The following is a 20,272-nucleotide window of genomic DNA, read 5'->3' as shown; positions in this document are numbered from 1 at the left end:
CCGAGCATGTCGACACCATCGTCACCCCGCAGTTACCTGGGCAGTTTTCGCCGAAGCGCGGAAAGCGAATTCATGCCGGAAACCGCAGAAGCCTCGTTGCAAGACTCGCCCCGCAGATCACGGTTGACGGTCTGGATCGCCGCCGCGCTGATCCTCTGCGCGCTGGTATGGGCCAGGTTCGCGGTGCTCCAGGAAGTCACCACGGGCGAAGGCAAGGCCATTCCTTCAAGCAAGATCCAGGTGATCCAGAACCTGGAAGGTGGCATTGTCACCGAGATTTTCGTCCGCGAGGGGCAGATGGTGGACAAGGGCCAGACCCTGCTGCGCCTGGATGACACGCGCTTTCGCTCGAACAAGGGCGAGAGCGAGGCGGATCGCTTCGCCTTGATGGCCCAGGTCGAGCGTCTGTCCGCCGAAGCCGAAGGCAAGCCCTTCACCCCATCCGCCGAAGTGCTGAGCAAGGCGCCGCAAGTGGCGGAAGACGAACGCTCGCTGTACGACCAGCGCCAACGGCGCCTAGCCAGCGAGCAGCGCACCCTCAGCGAACAGTTGCGGCAGAAGACCCAGGAACTGGCGGAATTTCGCTCCAAGCAGGGGCAATACAGCTCCAGTCTGGCCCTGCTCAATCAAGAGATGAACATGTCGGCCCCCCTGGTGGGCACTGGCGCCGTGTCACCGGTGGAAATCCTGCGGCTCAAGCGCAGCGCGGTAGAGATTCGCGGCTCCCTGGACGCCACCACCCTGGCCATTCCACGGGCCGAATCGGCCATCAACGAGATCAAGAGCAAGATCGATGAATCGGTGCAGACCTTCCGCTCCGATGCCGCCAAGGAACTCAACGAGAAACGCACTGACCTGTCGAAGATCACCGCGTCGGGGATCGCCATCGATGACCGGGTCAACCGCACCACGGTGGTATCGCCCGTGCACGGCGTGATCAAGCTGCTCAAGGTCAACACCATCGGCGGCGTAGTCCAGCCCGGCAGCGACCTGGTGGAAATCGTGCCCATGGAAGACAACCTGCTGATTGAGGCCAAGGTCCGGCCTCAGGACGTGGCTTTCCTGCACCCCGGACAGAAAGCCATGGTCAAGTTCAGCGCCTATGACTACACCATCTACGGCGGCCTGAGCGCCAAGCTGGAGTTGATCGGCGCCGACACCATCACCGACGACAAGGGCAACAGCTTCTATCTGATCCAGGTACGCACCGACAAGAACCACCTGGGGGGCGACGCCAATCCACTGCTGATCATCCCCGGCATGGTGGCCACGGTGGACATCATCACCGGCGAGAAAAGCGTGCTGGACTACCTGCTCAAGCCCGTGCTCAAGGCCCGCACCGAAGCCATGCGCGAACGCTGACTGCCGGCTACGTAGGAGCCGGCTGACCGGCGAAGAGGCCCTCTGACTTTGCCGCAGACTTGAGAGTGCTTTCGCGGGCAAGCCCGCTCCTACAGAAAAAACTCAGGGTTTGGCGCCGTGGTTGCGTTGGTAGGTGTCTTCGCCCATCGCCGCGATCTGCCCTTCGATCAGGGCCTCGAAGGGGCGCAGCAAGGACTCGAAGGAGGCCGGCGCCTCCAGTACCTGCAACGCCTGGACAATGGCTTCCAGGGTCGACAGCGCACCCGGTCCCGGGGCTTTGCGCAGGCGATAGCGCGAGGGCGTCGCGGCGGCCAGGGTCACTCGCGGCAAGGCCGCCAGCAGCGGATTGAGGTGCAACAGCTTGCGGGCCTTGCGCCAGGTGCCGTCGGGCACCACCAGCAGCAACGGTTCATCGGTCTCGGCATAGGCCTGCAGCGGCTGGGCATCGTCCGCCGGGAACAACAGGCAGGCCCGGTATCCGGGTTGAGCGAGCAGCGTCGGCAGATCCTCGAACACCTCACCCACCCGCAACTGCGCATTGTTCAGCCCCAGGGCCGCCAGCCGCGCCGTGTTCAAGGCGTGGTTGACCTCACTGGGATGCTGCAGCAGCAACACCCGGGTGCGGCTGGGCAAATCCGGGATCAGCGGGCACAGACAATGGCCTGTGGGACGCAAGCAACGCTCGCAGCGTGCTCTGGACATGGGAATTCCTTATGACTGGTTGAGCTGGGCCTTGAGCAGATCGCGAAAGGTCTGGATCAGGGGTTCACGGCCCCGGCCACGACGCATGATCATGGAGAACGGCGCCTGGTAGCCGAAGGTTGCCGGCAGCAGCACCCGCAGGTCGCCCTTGTCGGCCCAGGCCTGGGCATAGTGTTCCGGCAGGTAGCCGATGTAAGCGCCGGACAGCACCAGGATCAACTGCGCCTCCATGCTCTCCACGGTCGCCGCGCTGTGCTTGAAACCGTGCCGAGCCAGTTCCGCCTGGCTCCAGTAGCCACGGCCGACCATGCGCTGCTGGGTGATGACCTGCTCCGGAATGCGCCGCTCGCTGTACAGCGGATGCCGGTTGCTGCAATACAACCAGTGCTGCTCGCGGTACAGCGGCATGTACACCAGGCCGCTCATGCGCGTGGAAAAGGCGCCGATGGCCAGGTCCAGGCGGTTGTCCTGGACCCCCAGTTGCAGTTCGTGGGGGCTCATCACCGACAGGTGCAAATGCACCGCCGGATGCTCCTGGCTATAGGCGCCGATGGCCTCGGCGAACGGCAGGGCCTTGTCGCTGACGGTGGAGTCGATCACCCCCAGGTTCAGGGTGCCGCGCAACTCGCCCTTGAGGGCCGCGGCGTACTGTTCGAAGCCCTCCAGCTCCCCCAGCAGACGCAAGGTCTCCTGGTGGAACAGCTCCCCCTTGCTGGTCAGGCTGAACCCGCCACGGCCACGGTGGCAGAGCACCAACCCGAGGGCGCCTTCGAGCTGGCTCATGTAGGTGCTGATGGCTGACGTCGAGAGATTGAGTTCGTGCTGGGCATTGGCGAACCCCTGATGTCGCACCACGCTGACGAAGATGCGCAATAGTTTCAGATCAGGTAAAGCGTTGGCCATGACAGGCTCCGATAACAGGCAAAACAACCACTTCCCTGTGCCAAGAGAGCGTACTGACGCCGGGCGACCAAGCAGCCCCGATGACCTCCATGCGCACTTTCAACCAGACCCTGCAACCCGGATAACGGTGGCTACGCCACCGAGCGGATGCTCGCTCACTCACCACGCAGGGCCCTGGAAGCCGTGCGGGAGTCTAGCGCGACCCCGGCCATTAGTTTAGAAAAATCTGAACTAAGTATTTGTTCGTAGCGATTCTTTCCCCTCACTACATTTCGCAGAATCGGCCCAATCGGTTGAACGGGCGATACCTGCTGCGCCCTCAGCCCCATAAATATAAAACAACGATGAGGCCTATCCCGTGGACAAGATTCTCCACCAACCACTGGGCGGCAACGAAATGCCGCGCTTCGGCGGCATCGCCACCATGATGCGTCTTCCCCATCTGCAATCCGCTGCCGGCCTGGACGCTGCGTTCGTCGGCGTGCCTCTGGACATTGGCACCTCGCTGCGCGCCGGCACCCGTTTCGGCCCGCGGGAAATCCGCGCCGAGTCGGTGATGATCCGCCCTTACAACATGGCCACCGGTGCCGCTCCGTTCGACTCGCTGTCGGTGGCCGACATCGGCGACGTGGCGATCAACACCTTCAACCTGCTGGACGCGGTGCGCATCATCGAAGAAGCCTATGACGGCATCCTCGAACACAACGTGATTCCCCTGACCCTGGGCGGCGACCACACCATCACCCTGCCGATCCTGCGGGCCATCCACAAGAAACACGGCAAGGTCGGGCTGGTGCACATCGATGCCCACGCGGACGTCAACGACCACATGTTCGGCGAGAAGATCGCCCACGGCACCACCTTCCGCCGCGCAGTGGAAGAAGGCCTGCTGGACTGCGACCGCGTGGTGCAGATCGGCCTGCGCGCACAGGGCTATACCGCCGAAGACTTCAACTGGAGCCGCAAGCAGGGCTTCCGTGTGGTCCAGGCCGAAGAGTGCTGGCACAAATCCCTGGAACCGCTGATGGCCGAAGTCCGTGAAAAGGTCGGCAACGGTCCGGTGTACCTGAGTTTCGACATCGACGGCATCGACCCGGCCTGGGCTCCAGGCACCGGCACCCCGGAAATCGGCGGTTTGACCACCATACAGGCCATCGAGATCGTCCGTGGCTGCCAGGGCCTGGACTTGGTGGGCTGCGACCTGGTGGAGGTTTCGCCGCCTTACGACACCACCGGCAACACCTCGCTGCTGGGTGCCAACCTGCTGTACGAAATGCTCTGCGTACTGCCCGGCGTGGCCCACCGCTGAGTCTCGGCCCTGGGAGGGCTGGTGCCGCGCTCAAGCACGAGCGCGGCCATGGAACCGTCATGCAAAGGAGCGCAACACCTTAGCCAACGTGGTCGGAGCAGATCATGAATAACAATAAAGAAAACAGCCTTAACGACATGAACAACGGGGACGCCCAGATTCCCGCCCCTCGACGCAGCACCTTGTACGACCTCTCTCGAAACAGGCCCCCCTTGGCCTGAACTGCCCCAGCAACCGCAGCTCTTCCGGAAGACCGGCCTCCACTGGTCAACGGGGTGACCGTCCGCATCGGCGGGTGGCAACAACAATAACAACTTGCTTGTGAGGACCCGAACATGGGCTTGGATATTCTCGTAGTACTGATTTATGCCGCCGGCATGATCACCCTGGGCTGGTACGGCATGCGCCGGGCCAAGACCCGTGATGACTATCTGGTAGCCGGCCGCAACCTCGGGCCGGGCTTCTACCTGGGTACCATGGCGGCCACCGTACTGGGCGGCGCCTCGACCATCGGCACCGTACGCCTGGGCTACGTCCACGGTATTTCCGGCTTCTGGCTTTGCGGCGCCATCGGCCTGGGCATCGTCGGACTCAGCCTGTTTCTGGCCAAACCCTTGCTGAAACTGAAGATCTACACCGTCACCCAAGTGCTGGAGCGCCGCTACAACCCCGCGGCACGCCACGCCAGCGGACTGATCATGCTGGTCTACGCACTGATGATCGGCGCCACCTCCACCATTGCCATTGGGACAGTGATGCAAGTGCTGTTCGGCTTGCCGTTCTGGGTATCGATCCTGGTGGGCGGCGGTGTGGTGGTGCTCTACTCGACCATCGGCGGCATGTGGTCGCTGACCCTGACCGACATCGTGCAATTCCTGATCATGACCATCGGCCTGGTGTTCCTGCTGATGCCGCTGTCCATCGTCGATGCCGGCGGCTGGGATACCCTGGTGGCCAAACTGCCCGCCAGCTATTTCGACTTCACCGCCATCGGCTGGGACACCATCCTCACCTACTTCCTGATCTACTTCTTCGGCATCTTCATCGGCCAGGACATCTGGCAACGAGTGTTCACCGCCCGCAGTGAAGGGGTAGCCAAGGTTGCCGGGACCGCCGCCGGCATCTATTGCGTGCTCTACGGCCTGGCCGGCGCGCTGATCGGCATGGCCGCCAAGGTGGTCCTGCCGGATCTGGATAACGTCAACAATGCCTTCGCCAGCATCGTCCAGACCAGCCTGCCCAACGGCGTTCGCGGCCTGGTGATTGCCGCGGCTCTGGCAGCCCTGATGTCCACCGCCAGCGCCGGCCTGCTGGCGGCCTCCACCACCGTGACCCAGGACCTGTTGCCGCGGCTGCGCGGTGGCCGTGAAAGCGGCAATGGCGACGTGCATGAAAACCGCATCGCGACGTTGCTGCTGGGGGTTGTGGTGCTGGGTATCGCCCTGGTAGTGAGCGACGTGATCAGTGCCCTGACCCTGGCCTACAACCTTTTGGTGGGCGGCATGCTGATTCCGCTGATCGGCGCCATCTACTGGAAACGCGCCACCACGGCCGGGGCCATCACCAGTATGTCTCTGGGCTTCATGACCGCGCTGTTCTTCATGTTCAAGGACGGCCTGGACGCCAACACACCGATTTACTACAGCCTGGCCGTGGGCCTGGTGAGTTTCGTGGTGGTGAGCCTGGTCTCCCGGCGCTCGGTGCCTCTGGCCAACGCGATCTGACCTGAAGTCAGACGCCTGAAGCTTTCTTCGACGGGTGCGGCGTCGGTGGCCGCACCCGTTTTTTTCGTCCACGAAAAAGTGCCACAACGCCGGATGACGCTCGCTTCAGCCCGACCCAGGAAGCCGCCCACTGGACGAGCGGTCACCACCGCCGGAAAAAACCTCTGCTGTAATCTGATTCAGCGACGACTGTTACTGAACAGTACAAGGATCGCTGGCAGCCTCAGGGCACGCTATCGCTTCACCCTTGGACGGGGTCAAAAAACAATCAGAACCTCTCCCCTGCCCCGAGGTGTTTATGGACCGTTTCGACATCCAGCCAAGCATCCGCCTTGATCCAGACCTTGATCTGTACCGGATCAACTCCATCAGCGAACTCAGCCAGGTCATCCTGGAAAAGACCCGCGCCGACGCTGCCCGTCCCGCCTGACCTGCTCGCTCCTCGGGAGTAACGCGATGAAACGGGCCGAAGCACGCGTGGCCGTACACCTGCTCATCCGTCGGGGGCTGGATGAACTCACCGACTTCGATGACCAAAGCGCTCTGCAAGCACTCGGACTCGACCGGGAGGATATCGAAGCGCTGCTCTGGCGCCTGGAGGACAGGTTCGATCTCTGCATCTCCCCCCGGGAAGAGCAGCGAGCGCTCTGGCGCCTGGAAAAGGTCGACGACCTGGTGCAATGGTTGCTGGAAAAGTCCCGGCAAAATCAGGATTGACCCGATTGCCTCGGGTGGATGGCCGAGCGACTGCCGGCCAGAAAACCCTGGCGAGAGCCGGAGTCTGCACTCCGCTCTCGCCCTGAGCTCAACGACGACGTTGCTGACGGCGCCGCAGTTCTTCGTCGGTAGGAATCGGCACCGGTTGCAGCGGTGGCTCGATCAGGCCCAGTGCGACACCAAGGTCGTGCAGCCAGCTTTGCAGTTTGTCTTTCATAGTGCCCCCTCAGGGTCGTGCCGAGCGGCGATACTGCGCCGCCTCAAGCAGATAATAGTCCTAACTTTTCCCGCGCGCTGCCTCGCAATAGCAATGAACTGTTACTGGATTGAAGCGAATCGGCCAAGGCTATTCAGCCATTGGCCCGCAGCGCCTGTGGCGCCTGCCCGGCAGGCGCATGGGCAGCGGCTTATAGAAAGCGCTTGATCCGCCGACGCAGCCATTGCTCGGCGCTGACAAAGGTGATGCCCAACAACACCAGCAGCGCCCCCAGCACAAAGTTGAGGCTCAAGGGTTCACCCAGCAACAGCACGCCGAAGGTCACGCCAAACATCGGTGTCATAAACGAAAACACCGCCAGGTTCGCCGCCAGATAGCGACGCAACAGCCAGAACCAGGTCAGGTAGCTGAAAAACGACACCACCAGCCCCTGGAACAACACACTGGCCACGGCCACCGGGGTCAGGCTGACCTGGGTCACCTGGCCGCTGAGCACCGCAATCAGCAGCAGGCCGACGAACCCGACGATCAACTGATAGAACAGGGTCAGTGTGGCTGGCGCTTCCGACAATCGCGAGGCGCGTACCACCACCGTGGTCGCGCCCCAGGCCAGCCCCGCCAGTAATCCCAATACATCGCCCAGGAGCATGCGCCGATCCAGATTGTCCAGGGAGATTCCACCGGCAAAGGCGATGCTGATGCCAATGAAAGCAAGGATGATCCCCAACCATTGCAACGGCCGCAGCCGCTCACTGGGCAGCAACCAATTGACCCCAAGGGCAGTGAAGATCGGGGCGGTGTAGAGGAACACCGACATATGCGCGGCGCTCGTCAGCTTCAGCCCCTCGGCAATGAACAGGAACTCCAGGCCGAACAGGGCGCCGGCCAGTAAACCGCCGCGCCAGGTACTGGAGACCTGGGACCAGCCCCCTTTCCAGCACATCAGCAGGGCCACCAGCAGCGCCGAAATCCCGGAACGAGCAGCCGCCTGCATCACCGGGGCAATATCCGCCGCCGCCCATTTGATCATCACCTGCTGCACGCCCCAGATCAGGCACAACCCCAGCATCACCTGCAGGGCAAAACCATCGGCGTTGCGCCGCTCGATGCTCACCGCAGTCCCTCAGATTGATTCATCGACATGACAGCTACCCGCTGTGGAAAAGACAACGCCCCCAGGCGCGCGCCCAGCCGTCGTGCTGCAAGGCCGGCCGCACCAGGAAAGACAAGCAACACGAGACAAAGAAGAGGTGGGGCTTTAAGCACATCCACCCCAGAGCGAAACAAGAATCAGCTTAGCTCGATACGATCTGCGTGAATGACAATCTGGCCCTGTTTATAGAGCGCGCCGATGGCCTTCTTGAAGTTGCCTTTACTGACCCCGAACAAACTGCTGATCAAGGCCGGATCGCTCTTGTCGCTGACCGCCAGAGAGCCATTGTTTTCGCGCAACTTGGCGAGGATCTTCGAGTTCAGGCTGGTGGCCGCTTCTTCACCCACCGGTTGCAGGCTCAGGCTGATCTTGCCATCGGCCCGCACTTCCTTGATGAACCCCTTCTCTTGCATGCCGGAGCGCAGGAACTTGAACACTTCGTTCTTGTGAATCAGGCCCCAGTGCTTGTTGTTGATGATCGCCTTGAAACCCATGTCGGTGGATTCAGCCACCAACAGGTCGACTTCCTGACCAACCTTGTAGTTAGCCGGAGTCTTGTCCAGGTAGCGGTCCAGGCGAGCCGTGGCCGTGATACGACGGGTGTGCTTGTCCAGATAGACATGCACCACGCAGTATTCGCCGGCATTCATCTGGCGCTTCTCTTCCGAGTAGGGCAGCAGCAAGTCCTTGGGCAATCCCCAATCCAGGAATACCCCGATACTGTTAACTTCGACGACTTTAAGACTGGCAAACTCGCCAACTTGAACTTTCGGCTTTTCGGTAGTTGCGATTAACTTGTCGGCACTGTCCAGATAAACAAAAACATTCAACCAGTCTTCATCTTCACTGGGAATGTCCTTGGGAATATAACGATTGGGCAGCAATATTTCGCCGTCCGCCCCCCCGTCCAGATACAAACCAAAGTTAGTGTGTTTAACCACTTGCAAACTGTTGTAGCGCCCGACTAAAGCCATTTCCAATACCCTCATTGCGTGGGCGGCATTCTACCTGTTTTCCACGCCCAGGTTGGCGCTCCTGAGTCCCGGACCGGAAAATTCCGTGAAGAGCCTTGGTTTTTCTAGCATCACTGGCGCTCAAGCGGCCATTCGTCAGGCCAACAGCGACCTGCCGGGTAAGGGCAAACAGCCACCAGGCCGCATTTTCAGTAACGGGTCTTTATTTAAAACAGCCACTTAGGAAGATGTCAGCAAGATCAACTTAAGGAAAAAGCCCAAAAAACGACCCTTTATTTCAGAGGATATTTACCAAGCAATTGTCAAGTATTTCTGATAAGATGCCTGGCCAAATTAATTTTCCAAAAGGTTAAATGGCCGCCATGCGAGTAAAAGCCTCCAACAGCAAAGCAAAACCAGCTCCCGCCGTTGAAACCAGCGAATCGATCAACGAACAAATCGCGGCCTTCCTGAAATCGGGCGGCGAAATCCAGCAAATTGCCAAAGGCGTCAGCGGCCAGACTTTCGGCCCATCCAAGCAGATCAGCCTCGGCAAAAAGTAATTCCCCCGCATTATCCTGGTCCCTTAGCGCTTTGCCCTCAAAGCGCTAGGACTGGCACCCCTTCTCTCCTCCCCCTAGCACTAAAAGTCGACCAACGGCCCTTATCCGCTGTTCCTGGCCGCTATCCTTTCAGCTCTCTGGATCAATAGTTTCAGCCAACTCGCAGTTCATCACTGCCGGCCTTCCGCCCTGCGACTGAACGGCTGGCAGCCTTCCGGGTTCAGATGCAGGAACCCGAACTCGCAAGGACTCGAACATGGCGCGCCAGTGGCCCCTGCTTATCTCGTTGCTGATCCTCAGCCTGCTGCTCGGCGCCTGCAGCCGAGTCGGCCTGGCCTATCGCAACCTGGATGTAATCATCCCCTGGACCCTCAACGACTACCTGGACATGAACAGCGAGCAGAAAAGCTGGTTCAACCAGCGTCTGCAGCAGCACCTGAGCTGGCATTGCAGCACCCAGTTGCCCGGCTATCTGGACTGGCTCGATCGCCTGCAACTGATGGTGCAGAGCAATCAGGTCAGTGATCAGGACCTGCAAGCACGAACCCGGGAAGCCAAGCAGGCCATCGCCGAGACTGTAAGACAGATCACCCCTTCCGCTGTAGAACTGCTCCGGGGCCTGGACGACGGGCAAGTCAAAGAGATGAACAACGCCTTCGCCAAGGACCAGCAAGAACACCGCGAGCAGTACCTCACGCCATCATTGGCGCAACAGATCCAGCAGCGCAGTCAGCGCATGAGCAAGCGCCTGAATGCCTGGCTTGGCCCCCTGCCCCCCAGCCAGCAACAACGAATCGAGCAATGGTCTGCCTCCCTGGGAGAGCAGAATCAGCAGTGGATCGCCAATCGCGTCCATTGGCAGACGCAATTCAGCGCCGCGGTGGCGCAACGCCGAGACAGCGATTTCCCACAGCGCATCGAGCAGTTGCTGATCAACCGCGAGAGTTTATGGACAGACGACTACCGCCAGGCCTACGCCCACACCGAACAGGCCGCACGCAGCCTGTTGGTTGACTTGATGGCCGCCAGCAGCGTGGACCAACGCCAGCACCTGCTGAAGAAAATAGACGGTGTACGCAAGGACTTCGCCGCCCTGAAATGCCTGCACAACGCGAGCCAGGGCTAGCATCGCGAAACTAGGCGATCTGCGCCTTGGAGGCCACCTCGTCAAAGGTATCCGCAGCCAGGGCATCAGCCTGTTCATCCAGCACCTGACGCGGGTGATCGTGGCCCGGAATACTGCTGTCGATCAGACACAGCAGGCTTGAGCCGCGAGGCGTCAGTACAAAGTTCTCGCCATTGCCGCCCTCTTCCTCGGGCCTGGTTTCAATAAAACCCCGGTCCAGCAGCAACTTTTCGTACTGGGTGGCGGTGACTTTCAGCTCATCCAGATTGCCGGTGGGCTCACCCTCCGCCTCCTTGGCCGCCGCATGCTGCTCGGCGTAGGGGCGAGGCGTGAAACTGTGGCCGGCGCCGTTCTGCACTTCGTGCAGCAGTCGTTCAATCAGATCCCAGTTATATGTGGTCATTGCGGTTCAACCTCCAGACATGAGAATGAAATGCCGTTCATAGGTTGTGACCGACCGGGTTTTCAGCCGTTCAGGAAATACGCCGCGCCAGCCTGACCCCTGATCGGAAAACCGCTGGGCAGCTTGTCGATCCAGCCCTGCGCCAAACGACTAGCGTGTGTAAGACCCATACCCCCTGCCTTGAGGAGAAACGCCATGAGCACTACCGATCACCCCGTGGTCTCCCGGGAACAATGGCTGCTCGCACGCAAGCAGCACCTGATCCATGAAAAGGCCTTTACCCGCCAGCGCGACCAGCTCAGTGCCGAGCGACGGGCGCTGCCCTGGGTCAAGATCGACAAGCCCTACCGCTTTCAAGGCCCCGACGGAGCACTGAGCCTGGCGCAACTGTTCGGCGAGCGTAGCCAGTTGCTGGTCTACCACTTCATGTTCGGCGCCGGCTGGGAAGAAGGCTGCAAGGGCTGCTCCTTTCTTGCGGACCACTTCGACGGCGCCAACCTGCACCTGGCCCATCACGACGTAACGCTGGTGGCTGTCTCCCACGCGCCCTATGCCCAATTCCAGAGCTTCCGTCGACGCATGGGCTGGCGCTTCGACTGGTATTCCAGTGCCGGTGACGACTTCAATCAGGACTTCGGTGTCAGCCTCAGCGCCCAGCAGCTAGCCGCGGGCACCGCGACCTACAACTATGAACAGGCCAGTGGCGATGAAGCCGAGTTGCCCGGCCTGAGCCTGTTCTATCGCAACGACCAGGGTGAGATTTTTCACACTTACTCCACCTATGCCCGCGGACTGGACCTGCTGGTGGGAGCCTATAACTTCCTCGACCTGACGCCCAAAGGGCGCAATGAAGAGCAGATCATGGACTGGGTCCGCCTCCATGACCGCTACGAACAGACACCCGAAGGCAAGGGAAGCCACCCTTGCTGTGGTGACGCTTAAGATCGTGTTCACCGGCAAGCCGGCTACGGGGCGTTTGTAGGAGCCGGCTGCCGGCGAATCGTACCGACAGGCGATTCGCTCTCACAAACGGCACAAATCTGCGGCAGACTGCAACGTCCGCCCCACAGCCAACTAATCTGCAAACATGAGCGCCGCCTACCACAGCCTCCACGAATACACCCTGCGCATGAGCCGGGTGCTGGAGCATATCGACCAACACCTGGACCAGCCCCTGGAGCTGGCTGATCTGGCGCGGGTGGCGCATTTCTCGCCCTACCACTTCCACCGCCTGTTCAGCGCCTGGGTCGGAGAGCCCCTCGGGGCCTACCTGCGTCGTCGGCGCCTGGCCTGTGGGGCTTATCTGATGGCCAGCCGCCCCGAAGCCTCAATCCTGGAAATCGCCATGGATGTCGGCTTCGGCTCCGGCGAAGCCTTCTCCCGGGCCTTCAAGCAACACTTCTCGGTCTCACCCAGCACCTGGCGCGACACCGAACCCAAACGCTGGCACCGCCGCCTCGACGACATCCGCGAACGCCGCCTGCGTGAATTGAGCAATCCTGATCAGACCCACATCCCGGCCTTCGACGATCCTGACGCCTTCATTCATCTGAAGGAAACCAGCATGAACGTCACCCTGCAGCAACTGCCCGCCACCCGCGTGGCCTACCTGCGCTACATCGGCGCCTACGGGCCCGGCATCGGCCTGTTCTGGCGCGAAACCGCCATGCCCTGGATGCTCGAACACCAGCTGTTCAACCACGTGCGCTACGGCATCGGCCACGACGACCCGGACCTCACCCCCGCCGACAAATGCCGCTACGACGCCTGCGTCGAAGTGCCCAAGGACTTCAAGGCCAGCGCTCCCGCCGTGATCACCACCCTGCCCGGCGGCCTGTACGCCGTGGCCCACTTCCGCGGCTTGGGCCCAGCTATCGCCGACGCCTGGATCGAACTGTGCCGCGACTGGCTACCCAAGAGCGGCCTGCAGTTCGACCCACGCCCGGCCTTCGAGCGCTACCCGGCGGATGCGTACTACGACCTCAAGACGGGAGAGCTGGAGTGTGAGATCTGCATTCCGGTGAAGAAGCTGTAACCCCAAAAGCACGTTGATCCCCATGTAGGAGCTCGCTCGCGAAGAACGCCAACGATAACGCGCTGTTACTGACAGAGCGCGGCGCCATCGGGTTCATCGCGAGCAAGCTCGCTTCTACAATCCCGACACACCCACTCAACGAGAAGGAATGGCCGTGATATCACGAACGATGAACTTCGGCAGAGCGCGAATGTAGAAGTTCTCCACATCCGAGTTACCGCTGTTGGTGATCGCCCCCAACATGGTCTTCATATTGCGCAACTGGCCCATGGCCCCGGCAGGCTGCAAGCCATTGTGCTCCTGAGCGAAGTGCAATACCTCGGCGCCATCGCGTTTGACCTGAACCTTGTAGCCGAAATCGACACTGGCCAGGATCGTATTGTCATCGACGACCATCGACACCAGCCCGCCCTGGGAATCGCTGAGCCGACGTTTGTACACCGCATTCACATCCAGCAGGTAGTCGGCGCTGTCCTTGGTGGCGGCGTAGCGATTGGCATTGCCCAATTGCCGGATCAACTCCATGCCCAGTTGCTGGCGCAACTTGTCCTCGGGCAGAAAGCGCTCGCTCTCGCCGACCAACTGCAGGTTGAAGGTATCGATCCAGTAAGTGGCGGTAGCGGGAATCCGTACCGGCTTGGGCGAGATGTAATAGTCCGGGGTGGAAGCACAACCGGCGAGCAGAACGAGGGTGAACAGCAGAGACAACAGACGCATGACGGATCTTCCTTGAGAAGGTTTTCAACAACGCACTGCCACCGGAAAACCAGCTGTGGCATGGCGATGAGCGGCGGCATTGTAAGCCAGGAAAATCGCGGCGGACCGGCTCGAAAAGATACGCTCGGCAAATTAGGAATTGCCTTACGGCAGAAGCAGACAATCCAGTAGGAATGGGGCTTTAAGGACAGGGGGAGCGCTGGATATAGTCGAGGGGTCGTTGAAAGGACGACCGGGTTTGGCGACCTGATTTACAGAGTCCTCAGTCAAACTAAAGAGGCTCAATAAATGACGCGTTATCAAGCTATAACCGGTCACGACTGCAACATTCCATCCCTGCTGATCGATACCCAAGCTCCCATAGACGTCCTGCACGATGCAGCGGCGTATCGCATTCGCGCCGTGACTCAACTGCTGGAGAACTTCGCGATTTCTGATGACGCGCCCAAAGGTGCAGTGGTGCTGCAGGAACTGTCGCTGGTGTGCAGCATTTTGCTGCGAGATGGGTGTGATTTGATGGATGTGACGAGGAGGCGGATGCAGAAGCAGGTACTTCAGTAAGCAAAAAGGGCGGCTTGAAAGTCGCCCTATCTCATGCTTGCTCGTCGGCTTACTACATGATTTTGTCTACACTCTCCTAGCTATCCTCCAAGAGAGCATAAGTTGCCCTATTGCAAAAACTTAAAGCAATTATTGAAATATTATAAATTTATCCCCTACAACCGCATCAACCGTTTAAAGCAGTTATCTACAGAGCATCCACACTAACTTATTAATTTAACCTCCTCACATCTCAAGAAAAAACCATCCTCCTTAAAGAAACACAAAACTTGATAGCTGCTGAAAAATCTACGGCCGCTTCAAAACCGAAGAAAACATCTGAAGACTCTTCATCTCTCCCACCGCAGTTAAACATCACCCCTATAGAAAAGTATCCATCTTCCAAGCTTTCAGCCTCCCCCGTCATAAACCTTATTTGAAAGTCATTCTCCAAAGGCATGTAAACTCGCGACTCACTTACAGTACCAGCAACCACTTCAGCTCGGTGGTCGTCAAAATATCCAACCAACCTTTTTATATCTTCTCGATACAGCCTACAAAAAAAAGCATTTGGCAAACAGTTAGAAAAATTCTCAAAAAAAACACAAATAATATCAAAGTCAATAACACCGCCACTTTCCACAACGCTCTTAATGGAAAACGTTACAACTCCAGCATCTGTTTCAAGATCAATACTCATACTAAGCCTCACCTAAAACGGAAGATTTTCCCAGCCTTGGTTTCGAGCCATTTTTTCAACCGCGTCCTTCTTAAAAAGACGCATACCCGTAACAACACCTTCTTCTCCAGACACCACAATATTATATCTCGCTTTAGCTCCAAGCCCAACTTTCTGAACAAAAACTACAGCACCATCACTTTGATTAATCTTATGCGCTGCATTATTAATTACTTCATCCACCTGCCTAAGATTTTTAAAGCCATGACGTTGTAAGCTCTCAAATGTATGACCAGTCAGAACACGTCCATCAGGCGTAGCGGAAGAGTTAAAGTTAGAGCCAGCACCTCGTGGATAATCACCTTTATAACGCTGCCAATCTGGATGATAAGGGTTGACCTTCATTTCATCCGAAACTTTGGTTATTGCACCGCCAGCTCCTCTTGCACCACTAACAACCCACTTCCCTCCAACCCACTCAACAGCCTTACCACCAATACCCGCAGTAATCGCCCCCGTCGCAGCGTCAAATACGATACCACCCAACTTGTCCGGTGTTGAAAAAAGTAACTGATCACCGGCACGTTCGATGCTTTGAGCTGGAATTGGGCTATTGAGCCAGTCAACACCATTCTTGCCAGCCTGTACAAGATTGCCCGGAATATCCGTCAAATGAGTCAGGGTATTGACAGTACTTTCGTAAACCTTGCCAGGCCAGTTGATAGCCGCATCAACAAAACCTGCTCCCATCCCACTGGCAATGTACCCCCACTCTTTCGCAGGACCATATCCGGACCAAACAACCTGACTTTTATCAATCCCGCTCCAGTAGCGGTCTAAAGCCTGTTGGTGTTCCGCTGGAGTCATGCCCTCTTGATAAGCCGCAAGCTGTACCAGACGGGCCTGTTCAGTCCGCTCAAAATTTCGAGCCTGATCCAGGCTATCCATGGCCTTAGTAATTCTATTTTGACAAGCCGCAACATCTCCCCCTCGAGCCTTACAACCTTCACGCGCTTGATCTGCTGCCTCTATTTCTCTATGCAGCAACCAGTTGTACTGGGTCGCATTTTTTGCAATCCAGCCACCCTTCTCCATCGACTTCTCATCCGCATCCTTCTGCGCAGCAGCCGTCAGTACACCCACTATCTGTGAGCTCATGGTCAACAAGTTTTCATCCTGTTTGACCAACCGATCCAGTTGCACCACCAACGCTTCGTTGGCTCCCGCGGCCAATGCGCCGGTCTTGAAGTCACCACCAGTCGCTTGCGAAAGCAGTCCTCCCACCATCGCGTGAATAGCGATTTTCGGCAGGGTGCCATCCTTAATCCCCCATTTTTTGGTGTAATCCCCAACAGCGTTAAAACTCGCCGCCGCCAAAGTATTGAACAAGGCACTTTTCAGAGCATCACTTGCACTGCCACCCTGCCCCAGAGCCTTGCTCAACAGCATGGAGGTGCCGCTCTGCAGTGTTTGGCTCGCGGCAAATTGCCCAACACCTGTCCAAGTGCTGAGGTTCGGCCCAATAACCTGATTCGTTACTGGGTTGGTGTAAGTGCCTGTCCATTCATTGAAGTAGCCAGCGGTCAAGCCGGCCGTCACACCTGAAATCACATACCCCTTCATTGCACCCGAAGAGGTTACATCCTTGAATACAGCGCCAAGGTTGCCTCGGTTGTTGATCGTACTGACCGTGGCATTGGTGGCCACGCCCGTGGCAACAGCGCCGCCTATAGCACTGCTGGCGAGCGGCCCAACCACCGCCGCCATCACAATCGCAATAATGATCTGCGAAGCCGGTCCCAGCCCGGAGTTGCTGTACTTGTAGGAGTCGTGGATCTCCTTCACCACCCGCCAATCAACATCGCCGCGTTTCTCGGCCTCCTTGAGCCACGCCAGTTGCGGGTCGGCCTTGACCATCGCGTCGATGCTCTGGCTGACGGTTTGCTGGTTGACCTGCCTCACATCGATCTTCAGGCCATCAACGGCTTTGATCACGATATTGCCGGCCGCCACCATCTGGGTCTGGCGCAGGGTTTCGTCGGTATTGCCCTTGCCTTTGGAGGACACCCAGAAAGAGTTGTTATTGGTCCTCTCGTGGCTTTCCTGGTGCAGGTCCTTCACCCCTTCGAAGGTGATGACGCCACCGCTATCCAGGGTGATGTCCTTGCCGCTCTCCAGCTTGGCGACCTGATACCTCTGGTCGCCATCGCTCTTGAGTGTCAGGTTGCCACCGGCACTGATTTCGCTGCCGATATGTGTGGTGCGGGTGACTTCGTCACGCTGGGTCTGCAGGTTGCCAAAGCCCCCCTTCTTCTTCATGTCATACAACGAATGCTCACTGTCCTGCTCCGCCAGCAGGTTCAGTTCGCCACCAGCCACCAGATAGGCTTCATCCCCAGCCTTGACCTTGCTGGAAATCAGGGTCATGTCCTGGCCAGCCTTGAGCGTCACATCCCCGCCCGCCGTCACCGTGGTGGCTTGTTGGTGGACGCGATCCTCTTCGCTCTTGGTGGTACCGGTCTTGCTGGCCCAGTGTTGCTCATTGGCTGCCGAGGCCAGGGTCAGGTTGTCCTTGGCCGTCATCGAGACGTCGCCCTCGGCGTCGATCTGGCTGGCGACGGCGGTGACGTTGCCTCCGGCCTCAATGCTCAGGTCGCCGCCGCTCTCCAGGGTGGCGCCGTGCTGGGTTTTGCTCTGGTCGAGGTTGCCGATGCCGCGGTCGTTGCTGACCACTTGTTCGACGGCGTTGAGGCTGACGTTGCGACCGGCCTTGATGCGGGTGTCGCCGCCGCTGTGCAGGACGCTGCCGTTGCTGTCGAAGTCCCGTTCGGCATCGATGCTCAGGCTGTTGCCGGCTTCGATGCGGGCGGCGCTGTCGAGGAAGTCGCGGCGCTGCTCGCGGACGTAGTCTTCGCTGCTGCTCTGGTGGGTGGTCAGGGTGCGGTCGTTGATCACGTCGCCCTGGGTGGTGGTCAGGGTCACGTCGCGCCCGGCGATGATGCCGCCAGCACGGTTGACCAGGTAGTTGCCCGCGAGCAGATCCTGGCGGTTGCCCGCCTCCACCAACCCACTATTAACCAGGTTCTCCCCCGCCACCGCCGACAGGTCATTAGCCGCGCGCAGGGTGCCGACGTTGTTCAAGTCTTTACCGGCAATCAGGCTCACGTCCTTGCCGGCGATCAGGGAGCCGTTGGGCGCCAGGCGGTTGTTGGCCTGGGCCAGGTACAGCACTGGCACCAGCACCTGTTCGCCATTCACTTCATGGCTTTCCAGCCAGACGATGTCGTGGGTCAGGGCGGCGATTTGTTCGGAGGTCAGGGTCACGCCCACCGACAGGTCAAGCTGTTGCTTGCTCTGGAGGGCGTTGTCCATCAGGTGCTTGAAGAGCTTTTCGTTGCTGTCCTGGCCGTCGATAAAGCGTTGGCCGGTGCGGGCCACCATGGCTTGCTGGATGAGTTTCTGTTCGTAGAAACCGTCCCCCAGGCGTTTGGCGCTTTCGTCCGGGTTGTAGCCGAGGTTGGACAGCAGGTAGTCCGAGCTCATGAACTGCTTGAGCTGTCAGCAAGATGTTTCCAGAGGTTTTTTGTACTCCTCGTGAGTTGCTACTACTCGTCCTCCACGTTACCCTTCGGCCCTCGTAGCAAATGCTGCGATTGGACTTGGCGGTCCAAACAGATATAGGCGCAACAGCGCCCCCAATACGATTGCAGGCGCTTTTTTTGTGCCCGCATTCTCGTGTTATGGCGGGTTGCGCAGGGACTCCTTCGGGAGTGCCAGGTCCTATATCCCTGGTCCGCCAACCTTGTGCAATCCGTCACCCTTACTCTGTTTGGCGGCAGAAGGTGATGGCTCAGATTGATATAGGAGTAAGATCCATGACGACTCTGAATCGATACATGCCGATTACCGGTCACGACTGCAACATTCCCTCCCTGCTGATCGATACCCAAGCTCCCATAGACGTCCTGCACGATGCAGCGGCGTATCGCATTCGCGCTGTGACTCAACTACTGGAAAACTTCGCGATTTGTGATGACGCGCCCAAAGGAGCAGTGGTGCTGCAGGAACTGTCGCTGGTGTGCAGCATTTTGCTGCGCGATGGGTGTGATTTGATGGATGTAACGATGAGGCGAATGCAGGAGCAGGTGCTTCAGTAAGCAAAAAAGGGCGGCTTGAAAGTCGCCCTTTCTCTCTCGCCATTGATGGCGATATCGATCGATCAAAGGCTTAATTACTCTCTTTGACGATAGAGTGGCAACTACAACCAAAACGCACTACCACACCTAAGTTTCGCGCACTTATTCCGCACATCTTCAATTACTTTAAAACCACAACATAGCCTTTCAACTCTGCCTTTAGCCGCTCAAACAAATGTTTTCCTTCTTTATTAAACTCCGCCTCATCCTCCTCGCTAGAAAATCCAGAGTCAGGAGGATATTCTTCATCTAAGGTATCATCATACTTAAGTGCCCATGACATTAGATTAGCTTTGAGCTCTTGTGAAATCGGCAACTCCTCGGGATCAACATTCCCAATAGAGTCTGGCGACAAACTCCACAATGGGAAACACTGATAGTCAGGCATCAGTTTAATGATCTTCATTCCACCCTCAAAATTAGTCACACCCTTGAGAGCAACTTTACTTTTATGATCCGATATAGATACCCTCGGCAGATCCAGGCGAGCTAATAGGCCAGTCCATTTTTTTAGCCACCCCAGCAGCAAGCCCTCTTATTCCATCCCAGTGGACAGAGTCGTACAAAGAATTTTTAGTCCAAATCTGCGAATTAGAATCACCACTAATAGATAAAATCATTTCATCTAGATTTTGAATTGCCAATAGCGCGTCCGCTGACACCAGCTCTCTAAAAACCTCAAGACCTTCTAAGACATCCTCCCAAATTAATGCAAGCTCATCTGCAACATTAACAAAAGGTGAAAATAAACGCACCTGCTCAGATGCTGGAATAGCCAAAGCTTGAATTATCCATTTTAATTTTGACAACATCAAACTAACCTCCAGAAACAAGCTTTGCCTTTTCCCCAGGATTCGGCTTACACGTTGAAGGATCAACTACCTTTATAGCTCCCTCCGTTGTAGTAGAAACTTTCTAATAAGCTCCTTCATGCCGACCTCCACCAGAATTAACTTGAATCTGCGAAATTTAG

At 58.1% G+C, this 20,272-nt stretch carries 21 protein-coding genes and 1 pseudogene; 11 read left to right on the top strand and 11 right to left on the bottom strand.

The genetic code is table 11. The features are described from left to right. Nucleotides 1–6: 6 nt before the first annotated feature. Nucleotides 7–1,362: an HlyD family type I secretion periplasmic adaptor subunit gene (locus WIN67_RS08115; protein WP_102878819.1), complete on the top strand. Its 1,356-nt coding sequence runs from the start codon at nucleotides 7–9 to the stop codon at nucleotides 1,360–1,362. A 102-nt stretch (nucleotides 1,363–1,464) separates the two neighbouring features. Here the strand turns inward: WIN67_RS08115 and WIN67_RS08110 are convergent, their stop codons facing one another. Then, the gene (locus tag WIN67_RS08110) at nucleotides 1,465–2,064 is read right to left on the bottom strand and encodes a tRNA-uridine aminocarboxypropyltransferase (protein ID WP_102878818.1); all 600 of its coding nucleotides are present in this window, start codon (nucleotides 2,062–2,064) and stop codon (nucleotides 1,465–1,467) included. 9 nt (nucleotides 2,065–2,073) lie between these two features. Continuing rightward, on the bottom strand, nucleotides 2,074–2,967 hold the full coding sequence (locus WIN67_RS08105) for a LysR family transcriptional regulator (protein WP_102878817.1): 894 nt from the start codon (nucleotides 2,965–2,967) through the stop codon (nucleotides 2,074–2,076). 358 nt (nucleotides 2,968–3,325) lie between these two features. On the opposite strand from WIN67_RS08105, the gene speB reads away from it, so the two are divergent. The 4 genes from speB (at nucleotide 3,326) to WIN67_RS08085 (ending at nucleotide 6,717) form a co-directional block, all read left to right on the top strand. After that, nucleotides 3,326–4,276, top strand: a complete 951-nt coding sequence (gene speB, locus WIN67_RS08100; RefSeq protein ID WP_011059912.1) for an agmatinase — start codon at nucleotides 3,326–3,328, stop codon at nucleotides 4,274–4,276. A gap of 335 nt (nucleotides 4,277–4,611) precedes the next feature. Continuing rightward, on the top strand, nucleotides 4,612–6,000 hold the full coding sequence (locus WIN67_RS08095) for a sodium:solute symporter (protein WP_102878816.1): 1,389 nt from the start codon (nucleotides 4,612–4,614) through the stop codon (nucleotides 5,998–6,000). A 298-nt stretch (nucleotides 6,001–6,298) separates the two neighbouring features. Continuing rightward, on the top strand, nucleotides 6,299–6,430 hold the full coding sequence (locus WIN67_RS08090) for a hypothetical protein (RefSeq protein ID WP_258381420.1): 132 nt from the start codon (nucleotides 6,299–6,301) through the stop codon (nucleotides 6,428–6,430). A gap of 26 nt (nucleotides 6,431–6,456) precedes the next feature. Continuing rightward, nucleotides 6,457–6,717, top strand: coding sequence for a hypothetical protein (locus WIN67_RS08085; protein ID WP_123393330.1), 261 nt, complete (start codon nucleotides 6,457–6,459; stop codon nucleotides 6,715–6,717). Nucleotides 6,718–6,805: 88 nt separating this feature from the next. Here the strand turns inward: WIN67_RS08085 and WIN67_RS08080 are convergent, their stop codons facing one another. The 3 genes from WIN67_RS08080 to WIN67_RS08070 form a co-directional block, all read right to left on the bottom strand. After that, nucleotides 6,806–6,934 (bottom strand): PA1414 family protein, encoded by a 129-nt coding sequence (locus WIN67_RS08080; RefSeq protein ID WP_011059908.1) that lies wholly within the window; start codon nucleotides 6,932–6,934, stop codon nucleotides 6,806–6,808. Nucleotides 6,935–7,124: 190 nt separating this feature from the next. Then, nucleotides 7,125–8,048 (bottom strand): DMT family transporter, encoded by a 924-nt coding sequence (locus WIN67_RS08075; protein ID WP_102878814.1) that lies wholly within the window; start codon nucleotides 8,046–8,048, stop codon nucleotides 7,125–7,127. 176 nt (nucleotides 8,049–8,224) lie between these two features. Next, nucleotides 8,225–9,061, bottom strand: coding sequence for a CvfB family protein (locus WIN67_RS08070; RefSeq protein WP_060838083.1), 837 nt, complete (start codon nucleotides 9,059–9,061; stop codon nucleotides 8,225–8,227). A gap of 353 nt (nucleotides 9,062–9,414) precedes the next feature. Between WIN67_RS08070 and WIN67_RS08065 the strand changes: the two genes are divergently transcribed. Both WIN67_RS08065 and WIN67_RS08060 read left to right on the top strand, forming a co-directional pair. Continuing rightward, nucleotides 9,415–9,603, top strand: a complete 189-nt coding sequence (locus tag WIN67_RS08065) for a hypothetical protein (protein WP_016962619.1) — start codon at nucleotides 9,415–9,417, stop codon at nucleotides 9,601–9,603. A gap of 256 nt (nucleotides 9,604–9,859) precedes the next feature. After that, nucleotides 9,860–10,729: a DUF6279 family lipoprotein gene (locus tag WIN67_RS08060; protein WP_253085916.1), complete on the top strand. Its 870-nt coding sequence runs from the start codon at nucleotides 9,860–9,862 to the stop codon at nucleotides 10,727–10,729. Between the two features lie 10 nt (nucleotides 10,730–10,739). Here WIN67_RS08060 and WIN67_RS08055 read toward each other — a convergent pair whose 3' ends face one another. After that, nucleotides 10,740–11,132, bottom strand: coding sequence for a transcriptional regulator (locus WIN67_RS08055; protein ID WP_339070913.1), 393 nt, complete (start codon nucleotides 11,130–11,132; stop codon nucleotides 10,740–10,742). Nucleotides 11,133–11,327: 195 nt separating this feature from the next. Here WIN67_RS08055 and WIN67_RS08050 point away from each other — a divergent pair, with 195 nt between their 5' ends. Further along, nucleotides 11,328–12,074, top strand: coding sequence for a DUF899 domain-containing protein (locus WIN67_RS08050; protein ID WP_110651992.1), 747 nt, complete (start codon nucleotides 11,328–11,330; stop codon nucleotides 12,072–12,074). A gap of 145 nt (nucleotides 12,075–12,219) precedes the next feature. Continuing rightward, entirely contained in the window at nucleotides 12,220–13,167 is a 948-nt protein-coding gene (locus tag WIN67_RS08045; protein ID WP_273924202.1) for an AraC family transcriptional regulator, read from the top strand. A gap of 135 nt (nucleotides 13,168–13,302) precedes the next feature. Here the strand turns inward: WIN67_RS08045 and WIN67_RS08040 are convergent, their stop codons facing one another. Next, nucleotides 13,303–13,884, bottom strand: coding sequence for a hypothetical protein (locus tag WIN67_RS08040; protein WP_306400357.1), 582 nt, complete (start codon nucleotides 13,882–13,884; stop codon nucleotides 13,303–13,305). Nucleotides 13,885–14,172: 288 nt separating this feature from the next. Between WIN67_RS08040 and WIN67_RS08035 the strand changes: the two genes are divergently transcribed. Further along, a complete protein-coding gene (locus tag WIN67_RS08035) occupies nucleotides 14,173–14,445 on the top strand; it encodes a hypothetical protein (RefSeq protein WP_273924200.1) in 273 nt (90 codons plus the stop codon). 232 nt (nucleotides 14,446–14,677) lie between these two features. On the opposite strand, the gene WIN67_RS08030 is transcribed toward WIN67_RS08035, so the two are convergent. Next, nucleotides 14,678–15,124, bottom strand: a complete 447-nt coding sequence (locus WIN67_RS08030) for a hypothetical protein (protein WP_339070912.1) — start codon at nucleotides 15,122–15,124, stop codon at nucleotides 14,678–14,680. 12 nt (nucleotides 15,125–15,136) lie between these two features. Continuing rightward, a pseudogene (locus tag WIN67_RS08025) lies at nucleotides 15,137–18,658 on the bottom strand (DUF637 domain-containing protein); the annotation flags it as partial. 320 nt (nucleotides 18,659–18,978) lie between these two features. Here WIN67_RS08025 and WIN67_RS08020 point away from each other — a divergent pair. Further along, the gene (locus tag WIN67_RS08020; RefSeq protein ID WP_339070911.1) at nucleotides 18,979–19,260 is read left to right on the top strand and encodes a hypothetical protein; all 282 of its coding nucleotides are present in this window, start codon (nucleotides 18,979–18,981) and stop codon (nucleotides 19,258–19,260) included. Nucleotides 19,261–19,420: 160 nt separating this feature from the next. On the opposite strand, the gene WIN67_RS08015 is transcribed toward WIN67_RS08020, so the two are convergent. Both WIN67_RS08015 and WIN67_RS08010 read right to left on the bottom strand, forming a co-directional pair. Next, complete coding sequence (locus WIN67_RS08015) at nucleotides 19,421–19,705, bottom strand: hypothetical protein (RefSeq protein ID WP_339070910.1); 285 nt, start codon at nucleotides 19,703–19,705, stop codon at nucleotides 19,421–19,423. Between the two features lie 43 nt (nucleotides 19,706–19,748). After that, the gene (locus WIN67_RS08010) at nucleotides 19,749–20,111 is read right to left on the bottom strand and encodes a hypothetical protein (RefSeq protein WP_339070909.1); all 363 of its coding nucleotides are present in this window, start codon (nucleotides 20,109–20,111) and stop codon (nucleotides 19,749–19,751) included. Between the last annotated feature and the right edge of the window lie 161 nt (nucleotides 20,112–20,272).

The sequence above is a fragment of the Pseudomonas idahonensis genome, assembly GCF_037903935.1.
GTDB lineage: Bacteria > Pseudomonadota > Gammaproteobacteria > Pseudomonadales > Pseudomonadaceae > Aquipseudomonas > Aquipseudomonas danubii.
The sequence above is the reverse complement of the archived record's forward strand: the minus strand, read 5'-3'. Positions and strand labels throughout refer to the sequence as shown.

Coding starts and splice junctions, on each gene's coding strand:
- WIN67_RS08115 (WP_102878819.1), top strand. CDS start 7: ATGTCGACACCATCGTCACCCCGCAGTTACCTGGGCAGTTTTCGCCGA.
- WIN67_RS08110 (WP_102878818.1), bottom strand. CDS start 2,064: ATGTCCAGAGCACGCTGCGAGCGTTGCTTGCGTCCCACAGGCCATTGT.
- WIN67_RS08105 (WP_102878817.1), bottom strand. CDS start 2,967: ATGGCCAACGCTTTACCTGATCTGAAACTATTGCGCATCTTCGTCAGC.
- WIN67_RS08095 (WP_102878816.1), top strand. CDS start 4,612: ATGGGCTTGGATATTCTCGTAGTACTGATTTATGCCGCCGGCATGATC.
- WIN67_RS08090 (WP_258381420.1), top strand. CDS start 6,299: ATGGACCGTTTCGACATCCAGCCAAGCATCCGCCTTGATCCAGACCTT.
- WIN67_RS08085 (WP_123393330.1), top strand. CDS start 6,457: ATGAAACGGGCCGAAGCACGCGTGGCCGTACACCTGCTCATCCGTCGG.
- WIN67_RS08080 (WP_011059908.1), bottom strand. CDS start 6,934: ATGAAAGACAAACTGCAAAGCTGGCTGCACGACCTTGGTGTCGCACTG.
- WIN67_RS08070 (WP_060838083.1), bottom strand. CDS start 9,061: ATGGCTTTAGTCGGGCGCTACAACAGTTTGCAAGTGGTTAAACACACT.
- WIN67_RS08065 (WP_016962619.1), top strand. CDS start 9,415: ATGGCCGCCATGCGAGTAAAAGCCTCCAACAGCAAAGCAAAACCAGCT.
- WIN67_RS08060 (WP_253085916.1), top strand. CDS start 9,860: ATGGCGCGCCAGTGGCCCCTGCTTATCTCGTTGCTGATCCTCAGCCTG.
- WIN67_RS08055 (WP_339070913.1), bottom strand. CDS start 11,132: ATGACCACATATAACTGGGATCTGATTGAACGACTGCTGCACGAAGTG.
- WIN67_RS08050 (WP_110651992.1), top strand. CDS start 11,328: ATGAGCACTACCGATCACCCCGTGGTCTCCCGGGAACAATGGCTGCTC.
- WIN67_RS08045 (WP_273924202.1), top strand. CDS start 12,220: ATGAGCGCCGCCTACCACAGCCTCCACGAATACACCCTGCGCATGAGC.
- WIN67_RS08040 (WP_306400357.1), bottom strand. CDS start 13,884: ATGCGTCTGTTGTCTCTGCTGTTCACCCTCGTTCTGCTCGCCGGTTGT.
- WIN67_RS08035 (WP_273924200.1), top strand. CDS start 14,173: ATGACGCGTTATCAAGCTATAACCGGTCACGACTGCAACATTCCATCC.
- WIN67_RS08030 (WP_339070912.1), bottom strand. CDS start 15,124: ATGAGTATTGATCTTGAAACAGATGCTGGAGTTGTAACGTTTTCCATT.
- WIN67_RS08020 (WP_339070911.1), top strand. CDS start 18,979: ATGACGACTCTGAATCGATACATGCCGATTACCGGTCACGACTGCAAC.
- WIN67_RS08015 (WP_339070910.1), bottom strand. CDS start 19,705: ATGAAGATCATTAAACTGATGCCTGACTATCAGTGTTTCCCATTGTGG.
- WIN67_RS08010 (WP_339070909.1), bottom strand. CDS start 20,111: ATGTTGTCAAAATTAAAATGGATAATTCAAGCTTTGGCTATTCCAGCA.